The organism is Paenibacillus glucanolyticus NBRC 15330 (assembly GCF_004000885.1).
Lineage (GTDB): Bacteria > Bacillota > Bacilli > Paenibacillales > Paenibacillaceae > Paenibacillus_AQ > Paenibacillus_AQ glucanolyticus.
The window spans coordinates 22,286-43,981 of the sequence record NZ_BIMC01000026.1 but is presented as its reverse complement, the minus strand read 5'-3'; the positions used below and the strand labels follow the sequence as shown (position 1 = coordinate 43,981).

24 protein-coding genes and 1 other annotated feature (1 of these 25 running past the window's edge) are annotated in these 21,696 nt (G+C 46.8%); all 24 genes read left to right on the top strand.

The annotated features are described in order from the left end of the window. Positions 1–40: a sequence feature (ribosomal protein L10 leader region), on the top strand; it begins 118 nt to the left of the window's first position. Positions 41–98: 58 nt separating this feature from the next. The 24 genes from rplJ (at position 99) to rplN (ending at position 21,677) form a co-directional block, all read left to right on the top strand. Next, positions 99–602, top strand: coding sequence for a 50S ribosomal protein L10 (gene rplJ / locus PGL02S_RS25310; protein WP_006212936.1), 504 nt, complete (start codon positions 99–101; stop codon positions 600–602). A gap of 68 nt (positions 603–670) precedes the next feature. Further along, positions 671–1,033: a 50S ribosomal protein L7/L12 gene (rplL, locus tag PGL02S_RS25305; protein WP_006212935.1), complete on the top strand. Its 363-nt coding sequence runs from the start codon at positions 671–673 to the stop codon at positions 1,031–1,033. A 184-nt stretch (positions 1,034–1,217) separates the two neighbouring features. Beyond that, on the top strand, positions 1,218–1,823 hold the full coding sequence (locus tag PGL02S_RS25300) for a class I SAM-dependent methyltransferase (RefSeq protein ID WP_036638425.1): 606 nt from the start codon (positions 1,218–1,220) through the stop codon (positions 1,821–1,823). 349 nt (positions 1,824–2,172) lie between these two features. Next, the gene (rpoB, locus tag PGL02S_RS25295) at positions 2,173–5,718 is read left to right on the top strand and encodes a DNA-directed RNA polymerase subunit beta (RefSeq protein ID WP_006212933.1); all 3,546 of its coding nucleotides are present in this window, start codon (positions 2,173–2,175) and stop codon (positions 5,716–5,718) included. 94 nt (positions 5,719–5,812) lie between these two features. Further along, positions 5,813–9,427, top strand: coding sequence for a DNA-directed RNA polymerase subunit beta' (gene rpoC / locus PGL02S_RS25290; RefSeq protein ID WP_006212932.1), 3,615 nt, complete (start codon positions 5,813–5,815; stop codon positions 9,425–9,427). A gap of 169 nt (positions 9,428–9,596) precedes the next feature. Beyond that, on the top strand, positions 9,597–9,848 hold the full coding sequence (locus PGL02S_RS25285; RefSeq protein ID WP_006212931.1) for a ribosomal L7Ae/L30e/S12e/Gadd45 family protein: 252 nt from the start codon (positions 9,597–9,599) through the stop codon (positions 9,846–9,848). A 139-nt stretch (positions 9,849–9,987) separates the two neighbouring features. Continuing rightward, the gene (gene rpsL / locus PGL02S_RS25280) at positions 9,988–10,407 is read left to right on the top strand and encodes a 30S ribosomal protein S12 (protein WP_006212930.1); all 420 of its coding nucleotides are present in this window, start codon (positions 9,988–9,990) and stop codon (positions 10,405–10,407) included. Between the two features lie 52 nt (positions 10,408–10,459). Next, on the top strand, positions 10,460–10,930 hold the full coding sequence (gene rpsG, locus PGL02S_RS25275; RefSeq protein ID WP_006212929.1) for a 30S ribosomal protein S7: 471 nt from the start codon (positions 10,460–10,462) through the stop codon (positions 10,928–10,930). A 48-nt stretch (positions 10,931–10,978) separates the two neighbouring features. Beyond that, the gene (gene fusA / locus PGL02S_RS25270; RefSeq protein ID WP_006212928.1) at positions 10,979–13,060 is read left to right on the top strand and encodes an elongation factor G; all 2,082 of its coding nucleotides are present in this window, start codon (positions 10,979–10,981) and stop codon (positions 13,058–13,060) included. Positions 13,061–13,155: 95 nt separating this feature from the next. Then, complete coding sequence (gene tuf / locus PGL02S_RS25265; protein ID WP_006212927.1) at positions 13,156–14,346, top strand: elongation factor Tu; 1,191 nt, start codon at positions 13,156–13,158, stop codon at positions 14,344–14,346. A 335-nt stretch (positions 14,347–14,681) separates the two neighbouring features. Beyond that, on the top strand, positions 14,682–15,314 hold the full coding sequence (locus PGL02S_RS25260; protein WP_157659625.1) for a protoglobin domain-containing protein: 633 nt from the start codon (positions 14,682–14,684) through the stop codon (positions 15,312–15,314). 32 nt (positions 15,315–15,346) lie between these two features. Next, positions 15,347–15,853 carry a methyl-accepting chemotaxis protein gene (locus tag PGL02S_RS25255; RefSeq protein ID WP_086936508.1) on the top strand — a complete coding sequence of 169 codons (507 nt, stop codon included), beginning with the start codon at positions 15,347–15,349 and terminating at the stop codon, positions 15,851–15,853. A gap of 309 nt (positions 15,854–16,162) precedes the next feature. After that, on the top strand, positions 16,163–16,471 hold the full coding sequence (rpsJ, locus tag PGL02S_RS25250) for a 30S ribosomal protein S10 (RefSeq protein WP_006212922.1): 309 nt from the start codon (positions 16,163–16,165) through the stop codon (positions 16,469–16,471). A gap of 41 nt (positions 16,472–16,512) precedes the next feature. Next, a complete protein-coding gene (gene rplC, locus PGL02S_RS25245; protein WP_006212921.1) occupies positions 16,513–17,136 on the top strand; it encodes a 50S ribosomal protein L3 in 624 nt (207 codons plus the stop codon). Between the two features lie 26 nt (positions 17,137–17,162). Continuing rightward, entirely contained in the window at positions 17,163–17,786 is a 624-nt protein-coding gene (gene rplD / locus PGL02S_RS25240) for a 50S ribosomal protein L4 (RefSeq protein WP_006212920.1), read from the top strand. Next, on the top strand, positions 17,786–18,079 hold the full coding sequence (rplW, locus tag PGL02S_RS25235; RefSeq protein ID WP_006212919.1) for a 50S ribosomal protein L23: 294 nt from the start codon (positions 17,786–17,788) through the stop codon (positions 18,077–18,079). Before rplD ends, rplW begins: the two co-directional genes overlap by 1 nt. Before the next feature lie 29 nt (positions 18,080–18,108). Continuing rightward, positions 18,109–18,939 (top strand): 50S ribosomal protein L2, encoded by an 831-nt coding sequence (gene rplB / locus PGL02S_RS25230; RefSeq protein WP_006212918.1) that lies wholly within the window; start codon positions 18,109–18,111, stop codon positions 18,937–18,939. A 73-nt stretch (positions 18,940–19,012) separates the two neighbouring features. Beyond that, positions 19,013–19,288, top strand: coding sequence for a 30S ribosomal protein S19 (rpsS, locus tag PGL02S_RS25225; protein WP_006212917.1), 276 nt, complete (start codon positions 19,013–19,015; stop codon positions 19,286–19,288). A 37-nt stretch (positions 19,289–19,325) separates the two neighbouring features. Continuing rightward, the gene (gene rplV / locus PGL02S_RS25220; RefSeq protein ID WP_006212916.1) at positions 19,326–19,658 is read left to right on the top strand and encodes a 50S ribosomal protein L22; all 333 of its coding nucleotides are present in this window, start codon (positions 19,326–19,328) and stop codon (positions 19,656–19,658) included. A gap of 13 nt (positions 19,659–19,671) precedes the next feature. Continuing rightward, positions 19,672–20,337, top strand: coding sequence for a 30S ribosomal protein S3 (rpsC, locus tag PGL02S_RS25215; protein WP_006212915.1), 666 nt, complete (start codon positions 19,672–19,674; stop codon positions 20,335–20,337). Positions 20,338–20,339: 2 nt separating this feature from the next. Next, on the top strand, positions 20,340–20,774 hold the full coding sequence (gene rplP / locus PGL02S_RS25210; RefSeq protein ID WP_006212914.1) for a 50S ribosomal protein L16: 435 nt from the start codon (positions 20,340–20,342) through the stop codon (positions 20,772–20,774). Beyond that, the gene (rpmC, locus tag PGL02S_RS25205; RefSeq protein ID WP_006212913.1) at positions 20,764–20,961 is read left to right on the top strand and encodes a 50S ribosomal protein L29; all 198 of its coding nucleotides are present in this window, start codon (positions 20,764–20,766) and stop codon (positions 20,959–20,961) included. The genes rplP and rpmC overlap by 11 nt, the downstream gene beginning before the upstream one ends. A gap of 44 nt (positions 20,962–21,005) precedes the next feature. Then, entirely contained in the window at positions 21,006–21,272 is a 267-nt protein-coding gene (gene rpsQ / locus PGL02S_RS25200) for a 30S ribosomal protein S17 (RefSeq protein WP_006212912.1), read from the top strand. Positions 21,273–21,308: 36 nt separating this feature from the next. After that, entirely contained in the window at positions 21,309–21,677 is a 369-nt protein-coding gene (gene rplN / locus PGL02S_RS25195; protein ID WP_006212911.1) for a 50S ribosomal protein L14, read from the top strand. The last annotated feature ends 19 nt before the right edge of the window (positions 21,678–21,696 follow it).

Below are 21,696 nucleotides of genomic sequence, written 5' to 3'. Positions count from 1 at the left end.
CAGGCCTTCGTAATTCTACGGAGGCTTTTTTAGTGCCCGTAGGAAGAGCGGAGAGCCTGGTGCTCTTACGCTACTAATACAACCAGGAGGTGTAATCATTGGCAAACGCAAAAGTGATTCAAGCGAAACAAGAAGCGGTTGATGTAGTTGCTGCTAAGCTGCGCGAAAGCGTATCGACAGTAGTTGCTGACTATCGTGGATTGAACGTTGCACAAGTAACTGAACTTCGTAAACAGCTTCGTGAAGCTGGCGTCGAGTTCCAAGTACTGAAAAACACGCTGCTTCGCCGTGCGACTGCAGCTGCAGATTTGACTGAGCTGGACGAAGTCCTGACTGGTCCTACAGCTGTTGCATTTGGCACCAATGACGCTGTCGCTCCAGCAAAAGTTCTTAACGATTTTGCTAAGAAAAACGACGCGTTGAAATTGAAAGGCGCAGTAGTAGAAGGTCGTGTAATCGGAGAAAGCGAAATCAAAGCTCTGGCAGAACTTCCGTCCCGCGAAGGTCTCCTCTCCATGCTCCTCAGCGTGCTTCAAGCTCCAGTGCGCAACTTCGCGCTTGCAGTTAAAGCAGTTGCAGAGAAGGAAGAACAAGGCGCATAAGTTTTGTTCTTCCCGAGCTGTGTAACAACAACTATAAAATCTTAATAATAAATGGAGGTTCAACTTAAATGAGCAAAGAGCAAATCTTGGAAGCAATCAAAGGCATGTCCGTTCTGGAACTGAACGATCTTGTAAAAGCAATCGAAGAAGAATTTGGTGTAACTGCTGCAGCTCCAGTAGCTGTTGTTGGTGGCGCTGGTGCAGCTGAAGCTGCTGAGCAATCCGAATTTGACGTAATCCTGACTAGCGCAGGCGCGTCCAAAATCAACGTAATCAAAGTGGTTCGCGAAATCACAGGTCTTGGCTTGAAAGAAGCAAAAGAACTGGTTGACAACGCACCAAAAGCTTTGAAAGAAAAAGTAGCTAAAGAAGAAGCTGAAGCTGTTAAAGCTAAATTGGAAGAAGCAGGCGCATCCGTAGAAGTTAAGTAATAACTTCTCCAGATTAATCGTCAGCAAGAAACAAACCCCTTGAATATTTGTTCAAGGGGTTTGTTATTGTGGCGGGAAATTCTTGCGCGTACTGATTTCAGTGAGAACGGTTATACTGGGATAATGGAGCCCCTATGGACCATAAGTCCAGGCGGGTAAACTTTGGTTCAATACGGAGGAAATGATGCCGAATCAACATTATTACTCGAATCAGCCAGACATTGCTCATGACCGCAAAGAGTTAAAGACAGAGCTGAGAGGACAGACGTTCAATTTCATTAGTGATGCGGGTGTATTCTCAAAGAGCGGCGTGGATTATGGCAGCAAAGTTTTAATAGATGCAATGGAATTTCAACAAAATGCCTCCGTTCTGGATGTGGGATGCGGTTATGGTCCGATCGGTTTAACGGCGGCAAAGATGGTCGTGGATGGTCATGTGACAATGATCGACATTAATAGCCGTGCTGTCGAATTGGCTAAAGAGAACGCGAGGCGTAACGGAATTTCGAATGTAACGATCCTGGAGAGCGACTTATTTGCCGTGGTTAAGGATCAGCAGTTCGATGTGATTCTGACCAATCCGCCTATACGTGCCGGGAAAGAAACAGTGCATGCTATATTTGAAGAGTCATGGAGTCATTTGCGTGAGGGTGGGCAGCTGTGGGTTGTAATTCAGAAGAAGCAAGGTGCACCTTCGGCAAAAGCTAAACTGGAGAGTTTGTTTCACCAGGTAGAAGAAGTAACGAAGGATAAAGGGTACCGGATATTTAAAGCGACCAAATCTTCTTGAAATAGTTTAACTAGGCTGTTGACTTGGGTATGCTGGTATGGTATTATTATAAAATGTCAGTATTAGGATGGTCTCTTTGTCTTTAGTTTGCTGAAATGTCAAGACTTAATGTGTGGAAAGATGCATAAAGTCCGTCATATTGACGTATAATATGTACGTTTTGGGCAAATCTACAGGATATGAGATGATTATCATAACCATGGATAAGCTGCTCTTTTTTCGAAAAGGTATTCGATAAGGGCTTTTCTCTATTTATGGAGTGTCCTCTGTATGTACCATTATAGTGTTACAAACAGAGGTTCGCAATGAAATATTTTTAAAGTGAGTAGACATGAGGGGTGAGTTTAAGTTGGCAGGACATCTTGTTCAATATGGTCGACGCACTCGGCGAAGTTATGCTCGTATTAACGAGGTACTCGAAGTTCCGAACCTGATTGAAATCCAACAAAAATCTTATGAATGGTTTTTGGAGGAAGGACTCCGCGAAATGTTCCAGGACATCTCGCCGATTCAGGATTTCACAGGTAATTTGGTACTAGAGTTCATTGACTACAGCCTTGGAGAACCGAAATACACCGTCGATGACGCGAAAGAACGCGACGTTACTTATGCGGCGCCGCTCCGCGTGAAAGTCCGGCTCATTAACAAGGAGACCGGAGAGGTCAAGGAGCAGGAAGTGTTCATGGGAGACTTCCCGTTAATGACGGAAACCGGAACATTCATTATCAATGGTGCCGAACGGGTTATTGTCAGCCAGTTGGTTCGCTCTCCCAGCGTCTATTTCAGCACAAAAGTGGATAAAAACGGTAAGACGACGTACACTGCAACAGTTATCCCTAACCGCGGCGCTTGGCTGGAACTGGAGATGGACGCGAAGGACATTATTTATGTCCGGATCGACCGCACCCGTAAAATCCCTGTAACGGTGCTTTTACGTGCACTTGGTTTTGGTACAGATGCCGAGATTCTGGATCTTCTGGGCAATGATGAATATATTCAAAACACGCTGGATAAAGACAACACGGACTCTACGGAAAAAGCGCTCATCGAAATTTATGAACGCCTTCGTCCGGGCGAGCCGCCAACACTGGAGAACGCGAAGAGCCTTCTCGTTGCTCGTTTCTTTGATCCAAAGCGTTATGATCTGGCTAACGTTGGCCGCTACAAGATCAACAAGAAACTTCATATTAAGAACCGTCTCTTTAATCAACGTTTGGCAGAGAGTTTGATAGACACGGATACAGGTGAGATCGTTGCTGAAGCTGGTCAAACCGTAGACCGTCGTCTTTTGGACGAGATTATGCCTTACTTGGAGAAGAGTGTTGGCTTTAAGAATTATCATGTTGCTGGCGGTGTGATGGACAGCGAGGATATCCCGCTGCAAACAATTGATGTGTTCTCTCCTACTGAGGATGCAAAAGTTGTGAAAGTCATTGCGAACGCAAACATTGATAAATCCGTGAAGCATATTACTCAGGCTGATATCATTTCTTCCATCAGTTATTTCATCAACTTGCTGCATGGAATCGGTAATACAGATGATATTGACCACCTGGGTAACCGTCGTCTGCGTTCCGTAGGCGAATTGCTTCAGAACCAGTTCCGTATCGGTTTGTCCCGGATGGAACGTGTTGTTCGTGAGAGAATGTCGATTCAGGACGCAAATGTCATTACGCCACAAGCGTTAATCAACATTCGTCCAGTTATCGCATCAATTAAAGAGTTCTTTGGTAGCTCCCAGCTGTCCCAGTTCATGGATCAGACAAACCCGCTTGCGGAATTGACGCATAAACGTCGTTTGTCTGCACTCGGACCAGGCGGTCTGACGCGTGAGCGCGCAGGCTTTGAAGTACGGGACGTTCACCACAGTCACTATGGCCGTATGTGTCCGATTGAGACACCGGAGGGACCAAACATCGGTTTGATCAACTCCTTGTCCACATTCGCACGCATCAACGAATATGGCTTCATTGAAGCCCCGTATCGTTGGGTTGATCCGAAGACCGGCAAAGTAACGGAACAAATCGATTATCTGACTGCAGACGAAGAGGATAACTACATCGTTGCCCAGGCGAATGCCGAGCTTAACGAAGATGGTACCTTTACTGATGAAATGGTAATCGTTCGTTATAACAAGCAATCCGATAATATCCTTCCTATGCCAAGCGATCGTGTAGACTACATGGACGTTTCGCCTAAGCAGGTTGTATCGGTAGCAACGGCGCTCATTCCGTTCCTTGAGAACGATGACTCCAACCGCGCGCTGATGGGATCCAACATGCAGCGGCAGGCTGTACCACTCCTTATTCCGAAGGCGCCGCTTGTCGGAACTGGAATGGAGCACAAGTCTGCTAAAGACTCCGGTGTATGTATTGTATCCAAATATGACGGGATTATTGAACGTTCATCTGCTAATGAGATCTGGCTCCGCCGCGTAGAGAATGTGGACGGACAAGAAGTCAAAGGCGATATCGTTAAACATAAATTACACAAATTTATGCGTTCGAACCAAGGAACATGCATCAACCAGCGTCCAATCGTGAAACGTGGGGAAGTTATCAAAAAAGGTGACATCCTCGCAGACGGTCCATCCACGGAGATGGGTGAATTGGCACTGGGCCGCAACGTGGTCGTTGCGTTCATGACTTGGGAAGGTTACAACTACGAGGATGCGATTCTTCTCTCCGAGAAGCTTGTCAAAGAGGACGTGTACACTTCGATCCATATCGAGGAGTATGAATCCGAAGCTCGTGATACGAAGCTTGGACCAGAGGAAATTACACGTGATATTCCGAACGTTGGGGAAGAAGCACTGAAGAACCTCGATGAGCGCGGTATCATCCGCATCGGTGCCGAAATCAGCGCCGGAGACATTCTCGTTGGTAAAGTAACGCCTAAGGGCGTAACTGAACTGACGGCAGAAGAGCGTCTCCTGCATGCGATCTTCGGCGAGAAGGCTCGCGAAGTGCGTGATACCTCGCTGCGTGTTCCTCACGGTAGTGACGGTATCATCGTAGATGTGAAGGTATTTACACGTGAGAACGGCGACGAATTGCCGCCGGGCGTGAACCAATTGGTTCGTGTCTACATCGCGCAGAAGCGTAAAATCTCGGAAGGTGACAAAATGGCCGGACGTCACGGTAACAAAGGTGTCGTTGCCCGTATTTTGCCTGAGGAAGATATGCCGTTCCTGCCGGATGGCACGCCGGTTCAAGTCGTACTGAACCCACTGGGGGTACCATCACGGATGAATATCGGTCAGGTGCTCGAGGTTCACTTGGGTATGGCTGCACTCCAGCTCGGCATTCACGTGGCTTCACCGGTATTTGACGGTGCAAGCGAGTACGACGTGTTTGATACGATGGAAGAAGCAGGCATGCAGCGTAACGGTAAGACCGTATTGTACGATGGACGGACGGGTGAGCGTTTTGAACGTGAAGTTACCGTCGGCGTCATGCATATGATCAAACTTGCGCACATGGTTGACGATAAAATTCACGCCCGTTCTACGGGACCATACTCACTCGTTACGCAGCAGCCGCTGGGTGGTAAAGCTCAGTTTGGTGGACAGCGCTTTGGTGAGATGGAAGTGTGGGCACTTGAAGCTTACGGTGCCGCTTATACACTGCAAGAAATTCTTACCGTTAAGTCCGATGACGTGGTTGGCCGGGTGAAAACCTACGAATCCATCGTCAAGGGCGAGAACGTTCCGGAGCCGGGTGTTCCTGAGTCGTTCAAGGTATTGATAAAAGAGCTTCAGTCTCTCGGTATGGATGTCAAAATCCTGAGCGAGAATGAAGAGGAAATCGAGATGAAAGAACTCGATGACGAAGACGATGCTCAAGGTGATAAACTGAGCCTTAACTTGGAAGGCACTGAAGTCGGAGTGGAATAACGGTCAATCATTCACCCCCGTCGGCTTTATAAGTCGGCGGTGGTGTTATGGTCGTATAGCACATAAATAGGACTAGGTTGAGGAGGGTTGCTCCTTGTTGGACGTTAACAATTTTGAGTACATGAAAATCGGTCTTGCTTCACCGGAAAAAATTCGCTCTTGGTCTCGCGGAGAGGTGAAGAAGCCGGAAACGATTAACTACCGTACATTGAAGCCGGAGAAAGAAGGCCTGTTCTGTGAGCGGATTTTCGGCCCGCAGAAGGACTGGGAATGTCATTGCGGTAAGTATAAGCGTGTCCGTTATAAAGGAGTAGTCTGCGATCGCTGTGGCGTTGAAGTTACGCGCGCCAAAGTCCGTCGTGAACGGATGGGCCATATCGAGCTTGCGGCTCCTGTATCGCACATTTGGTATTTCAAAGGGATTCCTAGCCGCATGGGTCTGGCTTTGGATATGTCCCCAAGATCTCTTGAGGAGATCATTTATTTCGCATCTTATGTTGTAACAGATCCAGGAGATACGCCGCTGGAGAAGAAACAACTGCTATCCGAGAAGGAATATCGCAGCTATCGTGAGAAGTATGGCTACGGGTTCCAGGCAGGCATGGGTGCGGAAGCTGTCAAGAAGCTTCTTCAAGACATCGACGTTGATAAAGAGTTGGAGTTCCTGAAGGAAGAATTGCGTACAGCACAAGGTCAGCGCCGCAACCGGGCGATCAAACGCCTGGAAGTTATTGAGGCGTTCCGTAACTCCGGCAACAATCCGGAGTGGATGATCATGGATGTGCTGCCGGTCATTCCACCGGAGCTTCGTCCGATGGTTCAACTGGATGGTGGACGCTTTGCGACCTCCGACTTGAACGATCTGTACCGTCGCGTTATTAACCGGAACAACCGTCTGAAAAGACTGCTGGATCTCGGTGCGCCGGATATTATCGTACAGAACGAGAAGCGCATGCTGCAGGAAGCTGTCGATGCTCTGATCGATAACGGTCGTCGCGGCCGTCCAGTAACAGGTCCTGGTAACCGTCCGCTTAAATCTCTCAGCCACATGCTGAAAGGTAAACAAGGACGTTTCCGTCAGAACTTGCTCGGTAAACGGGTTGACTACTCTGGTCGTTCCGTTATCGTTGTAGGTCCTTACCTGAAAATGTACCAGTGCGGTCTGCCTAAGAAAATGGCACTTGAGCTCTTCAAGCCGTTCGTTATGAAGGAATTGGTCAACAAAGGCCTTGCACATAATATCAAGAGCGCTAAACGCAAAGTAGAACGCGTAAGTCCAGAAGTATGGGATGTGCTCGAAGAAGTCATTAAAGAGCATCCGGTTCTTCTGAACCGTGCACCGACGCTTCACAGACTCGGTATTCAAGCATTTGAACCGATCCTTGTTGAAGGTCATGCCATCCGTCTTCACCCACTCGTATGTACAGCTTATAACGCTGACTTTGACGGTGACCAAATGGCGGTTCACGTTCCTTTGTCTGCTGAAGCTCAAGCTGAAGCACGTCTCTTGATGCTGGCATCGGGTAACATTCTGAACCCGAAAGACGGCAAACCGGTTGTTACGCCATCTCAGGATATGGTACTCGGTTCCTTCTATCTCACGATGGATAACAAGGAAGAGAAAGGTACCGGTATGATTCTGGGCAGCGTGAACGAAGCGGTATCCGCATATCAGCGTGAAGCAGCAGGACTGCATGCACGCGTAGCGATTCCGGTTAAAGCGCTTGGCAAAACCAACTTTACCGAAGAACAGCAGAATGCTATTTTGGTTACGACGATTGGCCGGATTATCTTTAACGAGATTTTCCCTGCCAGCTTCCCATACATTAATGAAGCGACTCGTACGAACCTGCTGCATGGTACGCCTGAGAAGTATTTCGTATACGAGAAGGGTGCAGATATTCAAAAGGTAATTCAGGAATTGCCGATCAGCGGAGCTGTAGGCAAGGAATATCTGGGTTCCATCATTGCACGCTGTTTCGAAACGTACCATACAACCGAAACCTCTGTGATTTTGGATAAAATCAAGCAGATCGGTTTCACCTACTCTACTCGTGCAGGCGTAACCGTTGCGGTTTCTGACGTTATTGTACCTGACGAGAAGAATGAAATTCTGAAAGAGTCCGATGAGAAGGTTAAAGTAGTAACAAACCAATATCGTCGCGGCTTGATTACGAATGAAGAACGCTATGACCGTGTTATCGACATATGGTCCAAGACCAAGGATGACATTACGGAAGTACTCATGAAATCAATGGATCGCTTTAACTCCATTATGCTCATGGTGGACTCCAAGGCACGGGGTAACAAATCGCAGATCACCCAGCTTGGTGGTATGCGGGGTCTGATGGCGAACCCGTCCGGTCGTATCATCGAACTCCCAATCAAATCGAACTTCCGTGAAGGTCTGACGGTACTCGAGTACTTCCTGTCCACTCACGGTGCACGTAAAGGTCTTGCCGATACAGCGCTTCGTACCGCTGACTCCGGTTACTTGACTCGTCGACTTGTTGACGTGGCCCAGGATGTTATCGTTCGCGAAGATGAGTGCAGCACGGACAAAGGCTTCACCGTTAGCCGTATCCAGGACGGCAAGGAAGTTATTGAGGATCTCTATGACCGTATTGAAGGACGTTACGCATTTGAAACCGTTCGTCATCCGGAAACCAAAGAGATTATCGTAAATCGCAACGAATTGATTGATTCCGACAAAGCTGAAGAGATCGTGGCAGCTGGTGTTGAAAAACTTCAAATTCGTTCCATCTTGAGCTGCCGTGCACGTTATGGCGTCTGCAAAAAATGTTATGGTCGTAACCTGGCTACTGGTAAGCATGTTGAGATTGGTGAAGCGGTTGGTATCATCGCAGCTCAATCCATCGGTGAGCCGGGAACACAGCTTACGATGCGTACATTCCACACAGGCGGTGTTGCCGGAGACGATATCACGCAAGGTCTTCCGCGTATCCAAGAGCTCTTTGAAGCCCGTAATCCTAAAGGTCAAGCGACCATTAGTGAGATCGACGGTGTGGTTAAAGAGATCCGCGAAACGAAAGACCGTCGTGAAATTGAAATTCAAGGTGAAGCCGAAACGAAAGTTTACGCGGTTACCTATGGCTCCCGTCTGCGCGTAAGCGAAGGCAAGCACATCGAAGCCGGGGATGAACTGACGGATGGTTCCATTGATCCGAAGGAAATGCTTCGCATCAAAGGTATCCGTGGTGTGCAGAACTACATCCTTCAGGAAGTACAACGCGTATACCGTAACCAAGGTGTAGAAATTAACGATAAACACGTTGAAGTAATGATCAGACAGATGCTGCGTAAATTCCGTATCGTTGATGCGGGCGATACCAATCTGCTGCCAGGCTCCTTCGTGGATATGCATGAATACGAGACAGCCAATAAAGACGCTATTCTGTCTGGAAAAGAACCAGCAGTTGCTAAACCGGTTCTTCTCGGGATTACGAAAGCTTCCCTTGAAACAGATTCGTTCTTGTCAGCGGCCTCCTTCCAGGAGACGACTCGCGTGTTGACTGATGCTGCCATTAAAGGTAAAGTCGATCAACTTCTTGGCCTGAAAGAGAATGTTATCATTGGTAAGCTGATCCCTGCGGGAACGGGCATGAACCGTTATCGCAGTGTGAAATTTGCGGGACAGAACGACGTGAATGATGAAAGTCAGGAGCTCGAAACGGCTTCTATAGATTAAGAAGAAAGTCGGGTGACGGGAGGAAACGGCATGTTGAATGCTGAACTCTCTCCCGTCCCTAAGTTTCTTTTTTTCTGATTTAATAGCTTGACATCGCTTAGGGCAGATGCTAATATAGCAAAGGTGCGTGAATAGTTTCTTTGTTCCCTGTTCTTTTGGAGGAATGACTGTGTCTAATGATAAAGGATTACAGGATGCACACATCAAGATTGGCACCAAACAAACGATGAAGGCCGTTGAATCCGGTCTGGCTGCAGAGGTTTATGTAGCTGAAGATTGCGACCAGCGTTTGATTTCAAAAGTCGTATCCGAGTGTGATAAGAATGGAGTACATATCAATTATGTGCCCACGATGATAGAGCTTGGAGAAGCATGCGGTATTGAAGTCGGTGCAGCTATGGTAGCTGTCTTGAAATCATGATTTGAGAAATCGTTTTTGTTGGAGAAGGCGTTACTTCTCTCGGCAAAAACTTTTCATTTGTTCTTTTATGAACCGCCTGGGTCTGTGGACTTAAACGGGTTTGTAATAGGATGATAAATACGGGAAGGGGGTGGCTAGCATGCCAACAATTAACCAACTGGTTCGCAAGGGCCGTCAAGCCAAAGTTTACAAATCGAAATCTCCAGCTCTTCAAAAAGGTTTTAACGCTTTGAAACGTGAGGAGACCGACTTGAGCGCTCCGCAAAAACGCGGTGTATGCACTCGTGTAGGCACAATGACGCCGAAAAAACCGAACTCCGCACTTCGTAAATATGCTCGTGTTCGCTTGACGAACCGCATTGAGGTGACAGCTTACATTCCGGGTATCGGACATAACTTGCAAGAGCACAGTGTTGTATTGGTTCGCGGTGGACGGGTAAAAGACCTTCCGGGTGTACGTTACCATATCGTTCGCGGCGCACTTGATACCGCTGGTGTAAACAACCGGATGCAAGCTCGTTCCAAATACGGCACGAAGCGTCCTAAAGCAAAAAGCTAATTGATGTTCATGTTTTCTAACATGACTCACGACTGAAGAAAGGGGGATATCCATGCCACGCAAAGGTCCAGTAACCAAAAGAGACGTGCTTCCAGATCCAGTGTACAACAGCAAGCTGGTAACTCGTCTGATCAACCGCATCATGTTGGATGGTAAAAGAGGTGTTGCTCAAAGCATCCTTTACAATTCATTCAACATCATCAAGGAACGTACTGGTAATGATCCGATGGAAGTGTTTGAAGCAGCTATCAAAAATATCATGCCAGTATTGGAAGTTAAAGCTCGTCGTGTCGGCGGTGCTAACTACCAGGTTCCTATCGAAGTTAAACCAGAGAGACGTACATCCCTTGGATTACGTTGGCTCGTAAACTACTCCCGCAACCGCGGTGAGAAAACAATGGAAGAGCGTTTGGCGGCAGAGATCATCGATGCTTCCAACAACACAGGCGCTTCTGTTAAGAAACGCGAAGATACACACAAAATGGCTGAAGCGAACAAAGCGTTTGCTCACTACCGCTGGTAGGATTCGGCAACTATTTTATACTTCAAATTTTGAAGGGAGACTATTCGCATGGCGACAAGAGAGTTCTCCTTGAAAAATACACGTAATATCGGGATCATGGCGCATATTGACGCTGGTAAAACGACCACTACAGAGCGGATTTTGTTCTATACAGGCCGTACGCACAAAATCGGGGAAGTTCACGAAGGTGCTGCTACAATGGACTGGATGGAGCAGGAACAGGAGCGCGGGATCACGATTACATCCGCTGCGACTACCGCTTCTTGGAAGGGTCATCGCGTTAATATTATCGACACCCCGGGGCACGTTGACTTCACAGTAGAAGTTGAACGTTCCCTTCGTGTATTGGATGGGGCAGTAGGTGTATTCAGTGCGAAAGAGGGCGTTGAACCTCAGTCGGAGACTGTTTGGAGACAAGCAGACCGTTATGGAGTTCCGCGGATCGCATACGTAAACAAAATGGATATTATCGGTGCCGACTACTTGAACGTAGTTAAAGATATGAGAGAGCGTCTGCAAGCGAACGCGGTAGCGATTCAGCTTCCGATCGGTGCAGAGAACGATTTCATTGGCATCATCGATATTGTCGAGGAAAAAGCTTTCATGTATAAAGATGACCTTGGTCAAAATATCGAAGAAACCGAAATTCCAGCAGAGTTCAAGGATCAAGTGGAAGAGCTTCGCAACGAGTTAGTTGAGAAGGTAGCAGAACTTGACGAAGACTTGACAATGAAATACCTTGAAGGTGAAGAAATCACCATTGCTGAGTTGAAAGCCGCTCTGCGTAAAGGTGTTGTCGAAGTTAAGATCTTCCCTGTTATCTGTGGATCTTCTTACCGTAACAAAGGCGTTCAGTTGATGCTTGATGCCGTAATCGATTATTTGCCGGCTCCAACTGACGTTCCAGATATCAAGGGTTCCCTTGAAGACGGAACTGAAGCAATTCGGCATTCTTCTGATGAAGAGCCGTTCTCGGCTTTGGCATTCAAAATCGCTACGGACCCTTATGTTGGTAAGCTGACATTCTTCCGCGTATATTCCGGTGTTCTGCAATCCGGCTCTTACGTACTGAATGCAACTAAAGGCAAGCGTGAGCGCATTGGTCGTATCCTTCAAATGCATGCGAACAGCCGCCAAGAAATTTCCGAAGTATTTGCCGGAGATATCGCAGCTGCTGTAGGTTTGAAAGATACGGGCACAGGTGATACACTATGTGATGAGAAAAACCCGGTTATCCTGGAGTCCATGAACTTCCCTGATCCGGTTATCGAAATCGCAGTTGAGCCTAAAACAAAAGCTGACCAAGATAAAATGGGTGTTGCTCTCGGTAAGTTGACTGAAGAGGATCCAACTCTTCGTGCGCATACTGATGAAGAAACAGGCCAAACGATCTTGGCTGGTATGGGTGAGCTTCATTTGGACATCATCATCGACCGTATGCGTCGTGAGTTCAAAGTAGAAACCAATGTGGGTAAACCACAGGTAGCTTACCGTGAAACCTTCCGTGCACCTGCACGTGTTGAAGGTAAATTCGTTCGTCAGTCCGGTGGTCGTGGTCAATACGGTCACGTTTGGGTTGAGTTCGAACCATTGGAAGCAGGTAGCGGTAACCAGTTCGAGAGCAAGGTTGTCGGTGGTTCCGTACCAAGAGAATATATTGGTCCTGCACAACAAGGTATTGAAGAGCAAATGAAGAACGGTGTACTTGCCGGCTTCCCGCTTGTTGACGTTAAAGCAACCATCGTTGACGGTTCATACCATGATGTTGACTCCAATGAAATGGCGTTTAAAATCGCCGGCTCCATGGCTCTGAAAGCAGCAAAAGAAAAGTGTAAGCCTGTCCTGCTTGAGCCAATCATGAAAGTAGAAGTTACCGTGCCTGAGGAATACATGGGCGACGTAATGGGTATGCTGAACTCCCGCCGTGGACGTATCGAAGGTATGGACTCCCGTGGTGGTACTCAAATTATCCGTGCGAAAGTACCTCTTTCCGAAATGTTCGGTTACTCCACTACCCTTCGCTCCGGTACACAAGGACGCGGTGTGTTCTCCATGGAACTCTCCCATTATGAAGAAGTTCCTAAGAGTATCTCCGATGAAATTGTGTCCAAGATCAAAGGCGGAGAGTAATAACGTTTTACCTGCTGGATAGGAGGCGGGACGTATATCCCGTTAACTCCGCTTCCGGCCCAACATATATATCCCCTTAAGGAGGAATTGTTCAAATGGCAAAGGCTAAATACGAACGTACGAAACCCCATGTTAACATCGGTACTATCGGTCACGTTGACCATGGTAAAACTACTCTGACTGCTGCAATCACAAGTGTATTGTCCAAAACTTATGGTGGCGCAGCAATGTCTTTCGATCAAATCGACAAAGCTCCAGAAGAGCGCGAACGCGGTATCACAATCTCTACTTCCCACGTAGAGTACGAAACTGACGCTCGTCACTATGCACACGTTGACTGCCCAGGTCACGCTGACTATGTTAAAAACATGATCACTGGCGCAGCTCAAATGGACGGAGCGATCCTGGTTGTATCCGCAGCTGACGGCCCAATGCCGCAAACTCGCGAGCACATCCTTTTGTCCCGCCAAGTAGGCGTACCTTACATCGTTGTATTCTTGAACAAATGCGACATGGTTGATGACGAAGAGCTCTTGGAATTGGTTGAAATGGAAGTTCGCGACCTTCTGAGCGAGTATGACTTCCCAGGCGACGACACTCCGATTACTCGTGGTTCCGCTCGTGAAGCTCTGCAAAACCCAGATGGCGAATGGGCACAAAAAATCGTTGAAATGTTCAAAACAATCGACGAGTACATCCCATTGCCAGAGCGCGACACTGACAAGCCTTTCTTGATGCCTGTCGAGGACGTATTCTCCATCACTGGTCGTGGTACCGTTGCTACAGGTCGTGTAGAGCGTGGTACGATCAAAGTTGGTGAAGAAATCGAAATCGTTGGTATCGCTGAAGAAACTAAGAAATCCGTTGTTACGGGCGTTGAAATGTTCCGTAAATTGCTGGATTCCGCTCAAGCTGGTGACAACATCGGCGCATTGCTTCGTGGTGTAGACCGTACTCAAATCGAGCGTGGTCAAGTACTTGCTAAGCCTGCTTCCGTTAAACCACACACAGAGTTCACTGCTCAAGTATACGTACTGAGCAAAGAAGAAGGCGGACGTCATAAGCCTTTCTTCACTGGCTACCGTCCACAGTTCTACTTCCGTACTACGGATGTAACTGGTGTGATCAACCTGCCAGAAGGTTCTGAAATGGTTATGCCTGGTGATAACATCACCGTTACGGTAAACCTGATCAACCCAATCGCGATTGAAGAAGGAACTAAGTTCTCCATTCGTGAAGGCGGCCGTACCGTAGGTGCTGGTTCCGTTGCTACCATCATTAAATAATTAAGGCCTACTAACAGCCTTGCATATAGCAACAGTGTATTGTAACAAGCAACAATGTGATGTCCTTATAAAAGAGTCCGATCCCTTGGGATTGGGCTCTTTTTCTGTTGTACAAAAGCTTGAGCAGCGTAAAACAAGGGAACTGCATTATTTCGAATATTTGTAGAAAAAAAGTCAAGCTCACTACACAGAATATGCCATATATTAAAGGATTCATTCTATATATTTGCGCCTAACATGATTACAATCTCTGTTTGAAGTCTGCTTCACAGATAAGAAACTACCTAATATATAGAATGGAGAGCACAGCTCATTATGAAATGCCCTTTGCTTTTATGAAGAAGAATATGGCCCATGTCGTTTCGTCTGCAGAAGTACAGCGTGATCCCCTCGAAGAGAGTTACATATACCAGGAGAAGTTGGGTGAACTGAATGAACAGATGAGAATGATCGGTCTGACAGTGGGAGATTTGCAACTGCTAAAGCAGTTACGCCCGCAGATGGAGCAGAAGTTGGAAGCGATCACCGATGCTTTTTACCAATCCGTTGTGGATGTGGATAAGTTGAGGGATATCATTGTGCAGCATAGTACAATTGAAAGGTTGAAACAGACCTTAAGGGATCATCTTCTTGAAATATTAAACGACGAGATCAATGAAGCCTACGTGGGGAAAAGATTCCGTATTGCCGAAGTCCACAAACGGGTAGGACTGGAGCCTAAATGGTACTTATCGGCTTTTCAGAATCTGCAGAATGAATTCTTCAAGATTATATATAAAGAAGTGAAAGAAGAGGAACAGCATATTCGGATCGTGTCGACGATCACCAAGCTGCTCAGCTTGGAGCAACTGCTTGTACTGGAAGCTTGCGAGAAGGAGAACATGAATGAGAAGCAGCAGCAATATGAATGGGTACGCAAAGAACTAAAGCAGAGCATTGCTGCTTTTGTCGGTGAATTACCGATCTGACACTGGACATTAATGAAGCTGTAGAACGCTTGATGTCAAGCAGCGGCGAGGTGACTACTGCGTTTCAGACGACTTCGGCCACTACCCAAGGATCTATTTCTTATGCTCTGGCTGGAGAGGCTAGGATAGCGGATTTGACAGTACAGATGAATGCAATAGATGAGAGCACCTCGGATATGCAGAATGCTGTACAAGAACTTCATGATTCCTCCAGACAGATTGCCCTGATAGCGGTAAGCGTTCATGAAATAGCGGCACAGATCAAACTGCTCTCTACTATAGAAGCGGCGCGTGCTGGGGAACACGGAAAAGGTTTTGCAGTTGTGGCTCAGGAGGTCAGTCGTCTCTCCGAGGATACACGAACGACAGTGAGCCGTATAACTGATATCGTAACGAAATCCAGATCCATCACATCCGAAGTGGTAGAATCTATTAACCATGTACAGCTGCTTGCGGGGAAAGGGAAGAACCAATCAGAGGAGACAAGCCAATTGTTCACCGATATTCTTACATCTGTACAATCCAGTGCGATCAGATGATCACAGCAGAAAAGCAAATGAAATTGCTGTCCATGACAATTGGCAGCATACGGGGAAGCTACATCAGAAGCAGCGATTTTAGCTGAAAATTTCAAGAAAAGCACGGTGCAAATATAAACTGACATGAATTATGAATTAGTGCTTGCAATGCGCCTATCTTTTATATATAATAGTGAATGTTGTTCTGCGACGTTGCGATGATGTGAGAGGTTACCGACACACCCGGCCCCTTTGCCATGAGGCAGGTGGTTGGAAAATTTTCACGGAGTATGTCCGATACCAAATTGGGCGATAGAAGGAGGGAATAAAATGGCAAAGCAAAAAATTCGTATTCGCTTGAAAGCATACGACCACAGAGTTCTTGATCAATCCGCTGAGAAAATTGTTGAGACAGCAAAACGTTCGGGTGCTGGTGTATCCGGTCCGATTCCGCTTCCAACTGAGAAACAAATAATTACCATTCTCCGTGCGGTGCACAAGTATAAGGATTCTCGGGAACAGTTCGAAATGCGTACTCATAAACGCTTGATCGACATCGTGAACCCGACTCCACAAACTGTGGATGCCTTGATGCGCTTGGACCTGCCGTCCGGTGTAGATATCGAAATCAAACTGTAAGACCAGCATAACGAATTAGAGAAGAGAAAAGAGGTGTCAACATGAAAGGTATCTTAGGTAGAAAGCTCGGAATGACTCAAGTATTTACCCCTGAAGGTATTGTAATTCCTGTAACGGTTATCGAAGCAGGTCCTTGTGTTGTTCTTCAAAAGAAAGATCTGGAAAACGACGGATACGAAGCGATTCAAGTCGGTTTCTCTGACAAGAAAGAGAACAGATCTAACAAACCAGAAGCAGGCCATGCGAAAAAAGCAAACACTGCGCCTAAGCGCTACGTTCGCGAAATTCGCGGTGTTGACCTCGCGAGTGTCGAGGTTGGACAAGAGCTGAAGGCTGATGTCTTCGCAGAAGGCGAATTTGTTGACGTAACGGGTATTTCCAAGGGTAAAGGTTTCCAAGGTGTAATCAAACGTTGGGGACAAAGCCGCGGACCAATGTCTCACGGTTCCCGTTATCACCGTAGACCAGGTTCCATGGGTTCGATCCAGGCAAACCGTGTTCCTAAAGGAAAACGTCTGCCAGGTCACATGGGCAATGAAACAGTTACGATCCAAAAACTCGAAGTTGTTAGAGTCGATGCAGAGCGTAACGTAATCCTTGTTAAAGGATCCATTCCAGGACCTAAAAAAGGTTTCGTTCAAATTAAAGAAACGGTGAAGAAATAATCGCCTAAAGAAAGGAGGAACAAACAATGCCTAAAGTAGCACTTTATAATGTCAGCGGTAGCCAAGTTGGCGAAGTAGAATTGAATGAAGCTGTGTTCGGCATCGAGCCGAATACGCACGTACTGCACAGCGCAGTATTGTTGCAGCGCGCTTCCCTTCGTCGTGGTACCCACAAAGTAAAAGGACGTTCTGAAGTACGCGGCGGCGGACGTAAGCCTTGGAAACAAAAAGGTACTGGCCGCGCTCGTCAAGGATCGATCCGTTCACCACAATGGAAAGGCGGCGGTGTGGTATTTGGACCAACTCCGCGCAGCTACACATTTAAACTTCCTAAGAAAGTCCGTCGTTTGGCTATTAAATCTGCATTGTCTTCCAAAGTGATTGACAACGCAATTATCGTATTGGATCAACTGACGCTGAATACGCCGAAAACAAAAGAGTTTGCTAACATTCTTAGCAACCTGAAAGTAGGCCGTAAAGCTCTCATCGTTGCTCCAAGCTATGATGATAATGTAGCCCTTTCCGCACGTAATATTCCTGGTGTGAAATTCGTAGCGGCTGACGGCATTAATGTTCTTGACGTACTGTCGTACGATCAACTGATCATTACGAAGGAAGCAGTTCAGAAGGTAGAGGAGGTGCTCGCGTAATGAAAGACCCACGCGATATAATCAAGCGCCCGGTGATCACGGAACGTACGGCTGACTACATGGCAGAGCTGAAATACGCTTTTGAAGTGGATATCCGTGCTAACAAGACCGAGATCAAGCAAGCTGTCGAATCTATTTTTAAAGTTAAAGTATCGAACGTGAATACGATGCGTGTTCCTGCGAAACCAAAGCGTTACGGCCGTTATTCCGGTTACACAACCGAGTGGAAAAAGGCAATTGTAACTTTGGCTCCAGACAGCAAACCGCTCGAGTTCTTTGAATCGGTTGAATAAGAATTTCTTAAGTAAGGAGGGAAAACTCAGTGCCTATTAAAAAGTATAAACCGACATCCCCGGCTCGACGCAACATGTCCGTGTCGACTTTTGAAGAAATCACCACGAATCAGCCGGAAAAATCGTTGCTGGCTCCACTGAGCAAAACAGCTGGCCGCAACAACCAAGGTAAAATTACGGTTCGTCACCATGGCGGCGGACACAAGCGTAAATACCGTATTATCGACTTCAAACGGAACAAAGACGGCATTCCAGGTCGCGTTGCTACAATCGAATACGACCCGAACCGTACTTCCAACATCGCTCTGATTCACTACGTAGATGGTGAGAAGCGTTATATCATCGCTCCTAAAGGTCTGAAAGTTGGAGACCAAGTAGTATCTGGAGTAGGTGCTGACATCAAGATCGGTAACGCACTTCCACTGGAAAACATTCCAGTAGGTACAGTTATCCACAACATCGAATTGAAACCAGGCAAAGGCGGACAATTGGTTCGTGCTGCTGGTACAGAAGCTCAACTTCTCGGTAAAGAAGATAAGTACGTAACTGTTCGTCTTTCTTCCGGTGAAGTTCGCCGCATCCTGAAAGTTTGCCGTGCAACCATCGGTTCTGTGGGTAACCAAGACCATGAGTTGATCAAAATCGGTAAAGCTGGTCGTAGCCGTTGGCTTGGACAACGTCCTGAAGTACGTGGTGTGGTAATGAACCCTAACGATCACCCTCACGGTGGTGGTGAAGGCCGCGCTCCAATCGGACGTAAATCGCCGATGTCTCCATGGGGCAAACCAACCCTTGGTTACAAAACACGTAAAAAAGGAAAAGCTTCTGACAAATATATCGTTCGCCGCCGCACGAAGTAATGCGCGTTTAAGTGCATAACTTCGTGACAGGCTCGAAGGTAACGAGACAATTTGGTGAAGGGAGGATTTCAATATGAGCCGTAGTTTGAAAAAAGGACCTTTTATTGACGGATATCTGCTCAAAAAAGTGGAGGACATGAACGCAGCAAGCAAAAAAGCTGTGATCAAAACGTGGTCCCGTCGTTCCACTATTTTCCCGCAATTTATCGGTCACACGTTCGGTGTATATGATGGCCGTAAACATGTACCTGTATATGTAACAGAAGATATGGTAGGACATAAGTTGGGTGAGTTTGCTCCAACTCGTACTTACAAAGGTCATGAAGACGATAAGAAAACGAGAAGATAATTTAATGAAGCTCTTTGTTTGAGAGGAGGTTAAACATATGGAAGCAAAAGCACATGCAAGATCGATTCGTATTGCTCCTCGTAAAGCTCAACTCGTTGTTGACTTGATTCGCGGTAAGCAAGTCGGCGAAGCGATCGCAATTCTTCGTCACACTCCTAAAGCTGCATCTCCAGTTCTTGAGAAGCTTTTGAACTCGGCTATCGCAAACGCTGAGCATAACTACTCACTGGATGTAACTAAATTGGTTGTGACGCAAGCTTATGTCAACCAGGGACCGACTATGAAACGTTTCCGCCCGCGTGCAATGGGACGTGCAAGCCGGATCAATAAACGCACCAGCCACATTACTTTGGTGGTAGCTGAAAAATAAGGAGGGAAAACGTGTGGGCCAAAAGGTAAATCCAGTAGGACTCCGTATCGGTATTATCCGTGATTGGGAATCCAAATGGTATGCAGGCAAAGACTTCGGTGATCTTTTGCTGGAAGACGTGAAAATCCGTGAATACCTGAAAAATAAATTGAAAGACTCCGCTGTATCCCGTATTGAAATCGAGAGAGCGGCAAATCGTGTGAACGTGACGATCCACACTGCGAAACCAGGTATGGTTATCGGTAAAGGTGGTTCCGAAGTAGAAGTACTGCGCGGACAAGTGACTAAAATTGCCGGCGGTAAAAAAGTTCACATCAACATTTCTGAAATCAAAAACCCTGAACTGGACGCAATTCTTGTTGCTGAAAGCATTGCTCAACAGCTGGAACGTCGTGTATCTTTCCGTCGTGCGCTGAAGCAAGCAATCCAAAGAACGATGCGCTCTGGAGCAAAAGGGATTAAAACATCAGTCAGCGGACGTCTTGGCGGAGCCGAGATTGCTCGTACGGAAGGCTACAGTGAAGGAACTGTTCCACTTCATACGCTTCGTGCAGACATCGACTACGGTACAGCAGAAGCGCATACGACTTACGGCCGTATCGGCGTGAAAGTATGGATCTATCGTGGAGAGGTTCTTCCTACGGCTAAGAAACAAGCTGCTCAGGAAGGAGGCAACTAATCATGTTGGTACCAAAACGTGTAAAACACCGCAAACAACAGCGCGGCCATATGAGAGGCCAAGCTAAAGGCGGTACGGAAGTAAGCTTCGGCGAATTTGGCTTGCAAGCTACTGAACCAGGTTGGATTACTAACCGTCAGATCGAAGCTGCGCGTATCGCGATGACTCGTTATATTCGCCGTGGCGGTAAAGTATGGATTAAGATTTTCCCAGATAAGCCGATTACTCAAAAGCCTCTCGAGGTGCGGATGGGTAGCGGTAAAGGTAACGTTGAGAAATGGGTTGCCGTTGTAAAACCAGGCAAAATCATGTTTGAACTTGGAGGCGTGTCTGAGGAGATCGCCCGCGAAGCGATGCGTCTCGCCGCTCACAAGCTGCCTGTTAAAACGAAGTTTGTGAAACGTGAAGAAGTGGGTGGTGAAGCAAATGAAAGCTAATGAACTGCGCAACTTAACCACTGCAGAAATCGAGCAAAAAATCTCCGGATTTAAAGAGGAACTCTTTAACCTCCGTTTTCAGTTGGCTACTGGCCAACTTGATAACCCAACTCGGATTCGTGATGTTCGCAAAGAAATAGCTCGTGCTAAAACCGTTATCCATGAAAGAGAACTTGGGATTAGTTAATGAAACAGAAACGATTGTTCTGTATTCAGGAAGGAGGCTAACAAATGAGCGAAGAACGTAATGCTCGTAAAGTGCAAATCGGTAAGGTTGTCAGCGATAAAATGGATAAAACCGTTGTTGTAGCTGTTGAAACTTATAAGAAGCATGACTTGTATCACAAGCGCATTAAATACACGAAGAAATTTAAAGCGCATGATGAAAACAATGAAGCTCAAATCGGAGATACCGTTAAAATCATGGAAACTCGCCCTCTATCCAAAGACAAACGTTGGAGACTGGTAGAAGTGGTTGAAAAAGCGGTTATCATCTAAGATATGATCAGTTTTCGATGGAAGGAGGAAATTTAAATGATTCAACCATTTACACGTTTAGCTGTTGCTGACAACTCCGGTGCGAAGGAACTGATGTGTATCCGCGTATTGGGTGGTACTGGTCGTCGTACAGCTCAAATCGGTGATTTGATCGTATGTTCCGTCAAACAAGCAACACCAGGCGGCGTTGTCAAAAAGGGTGATGTAGTAAGAGCGGTAGTCGTTCGTACGAAACGTTCTGTTCGTCGTAAAGACGGATCTTACATCTCATTTGACGAGAATGCAGCTGTTGTTGTTAAAGACGACAGAAGCCCACGCGGAACTCGTATTTTCGGACCAGTTGCTCGCGAACTTCGCGAAAGAGACTACATGAAAATCGTTTCCTTGGCTCCGGAAGTAATCTAATATAACACCCCAAAAAGTG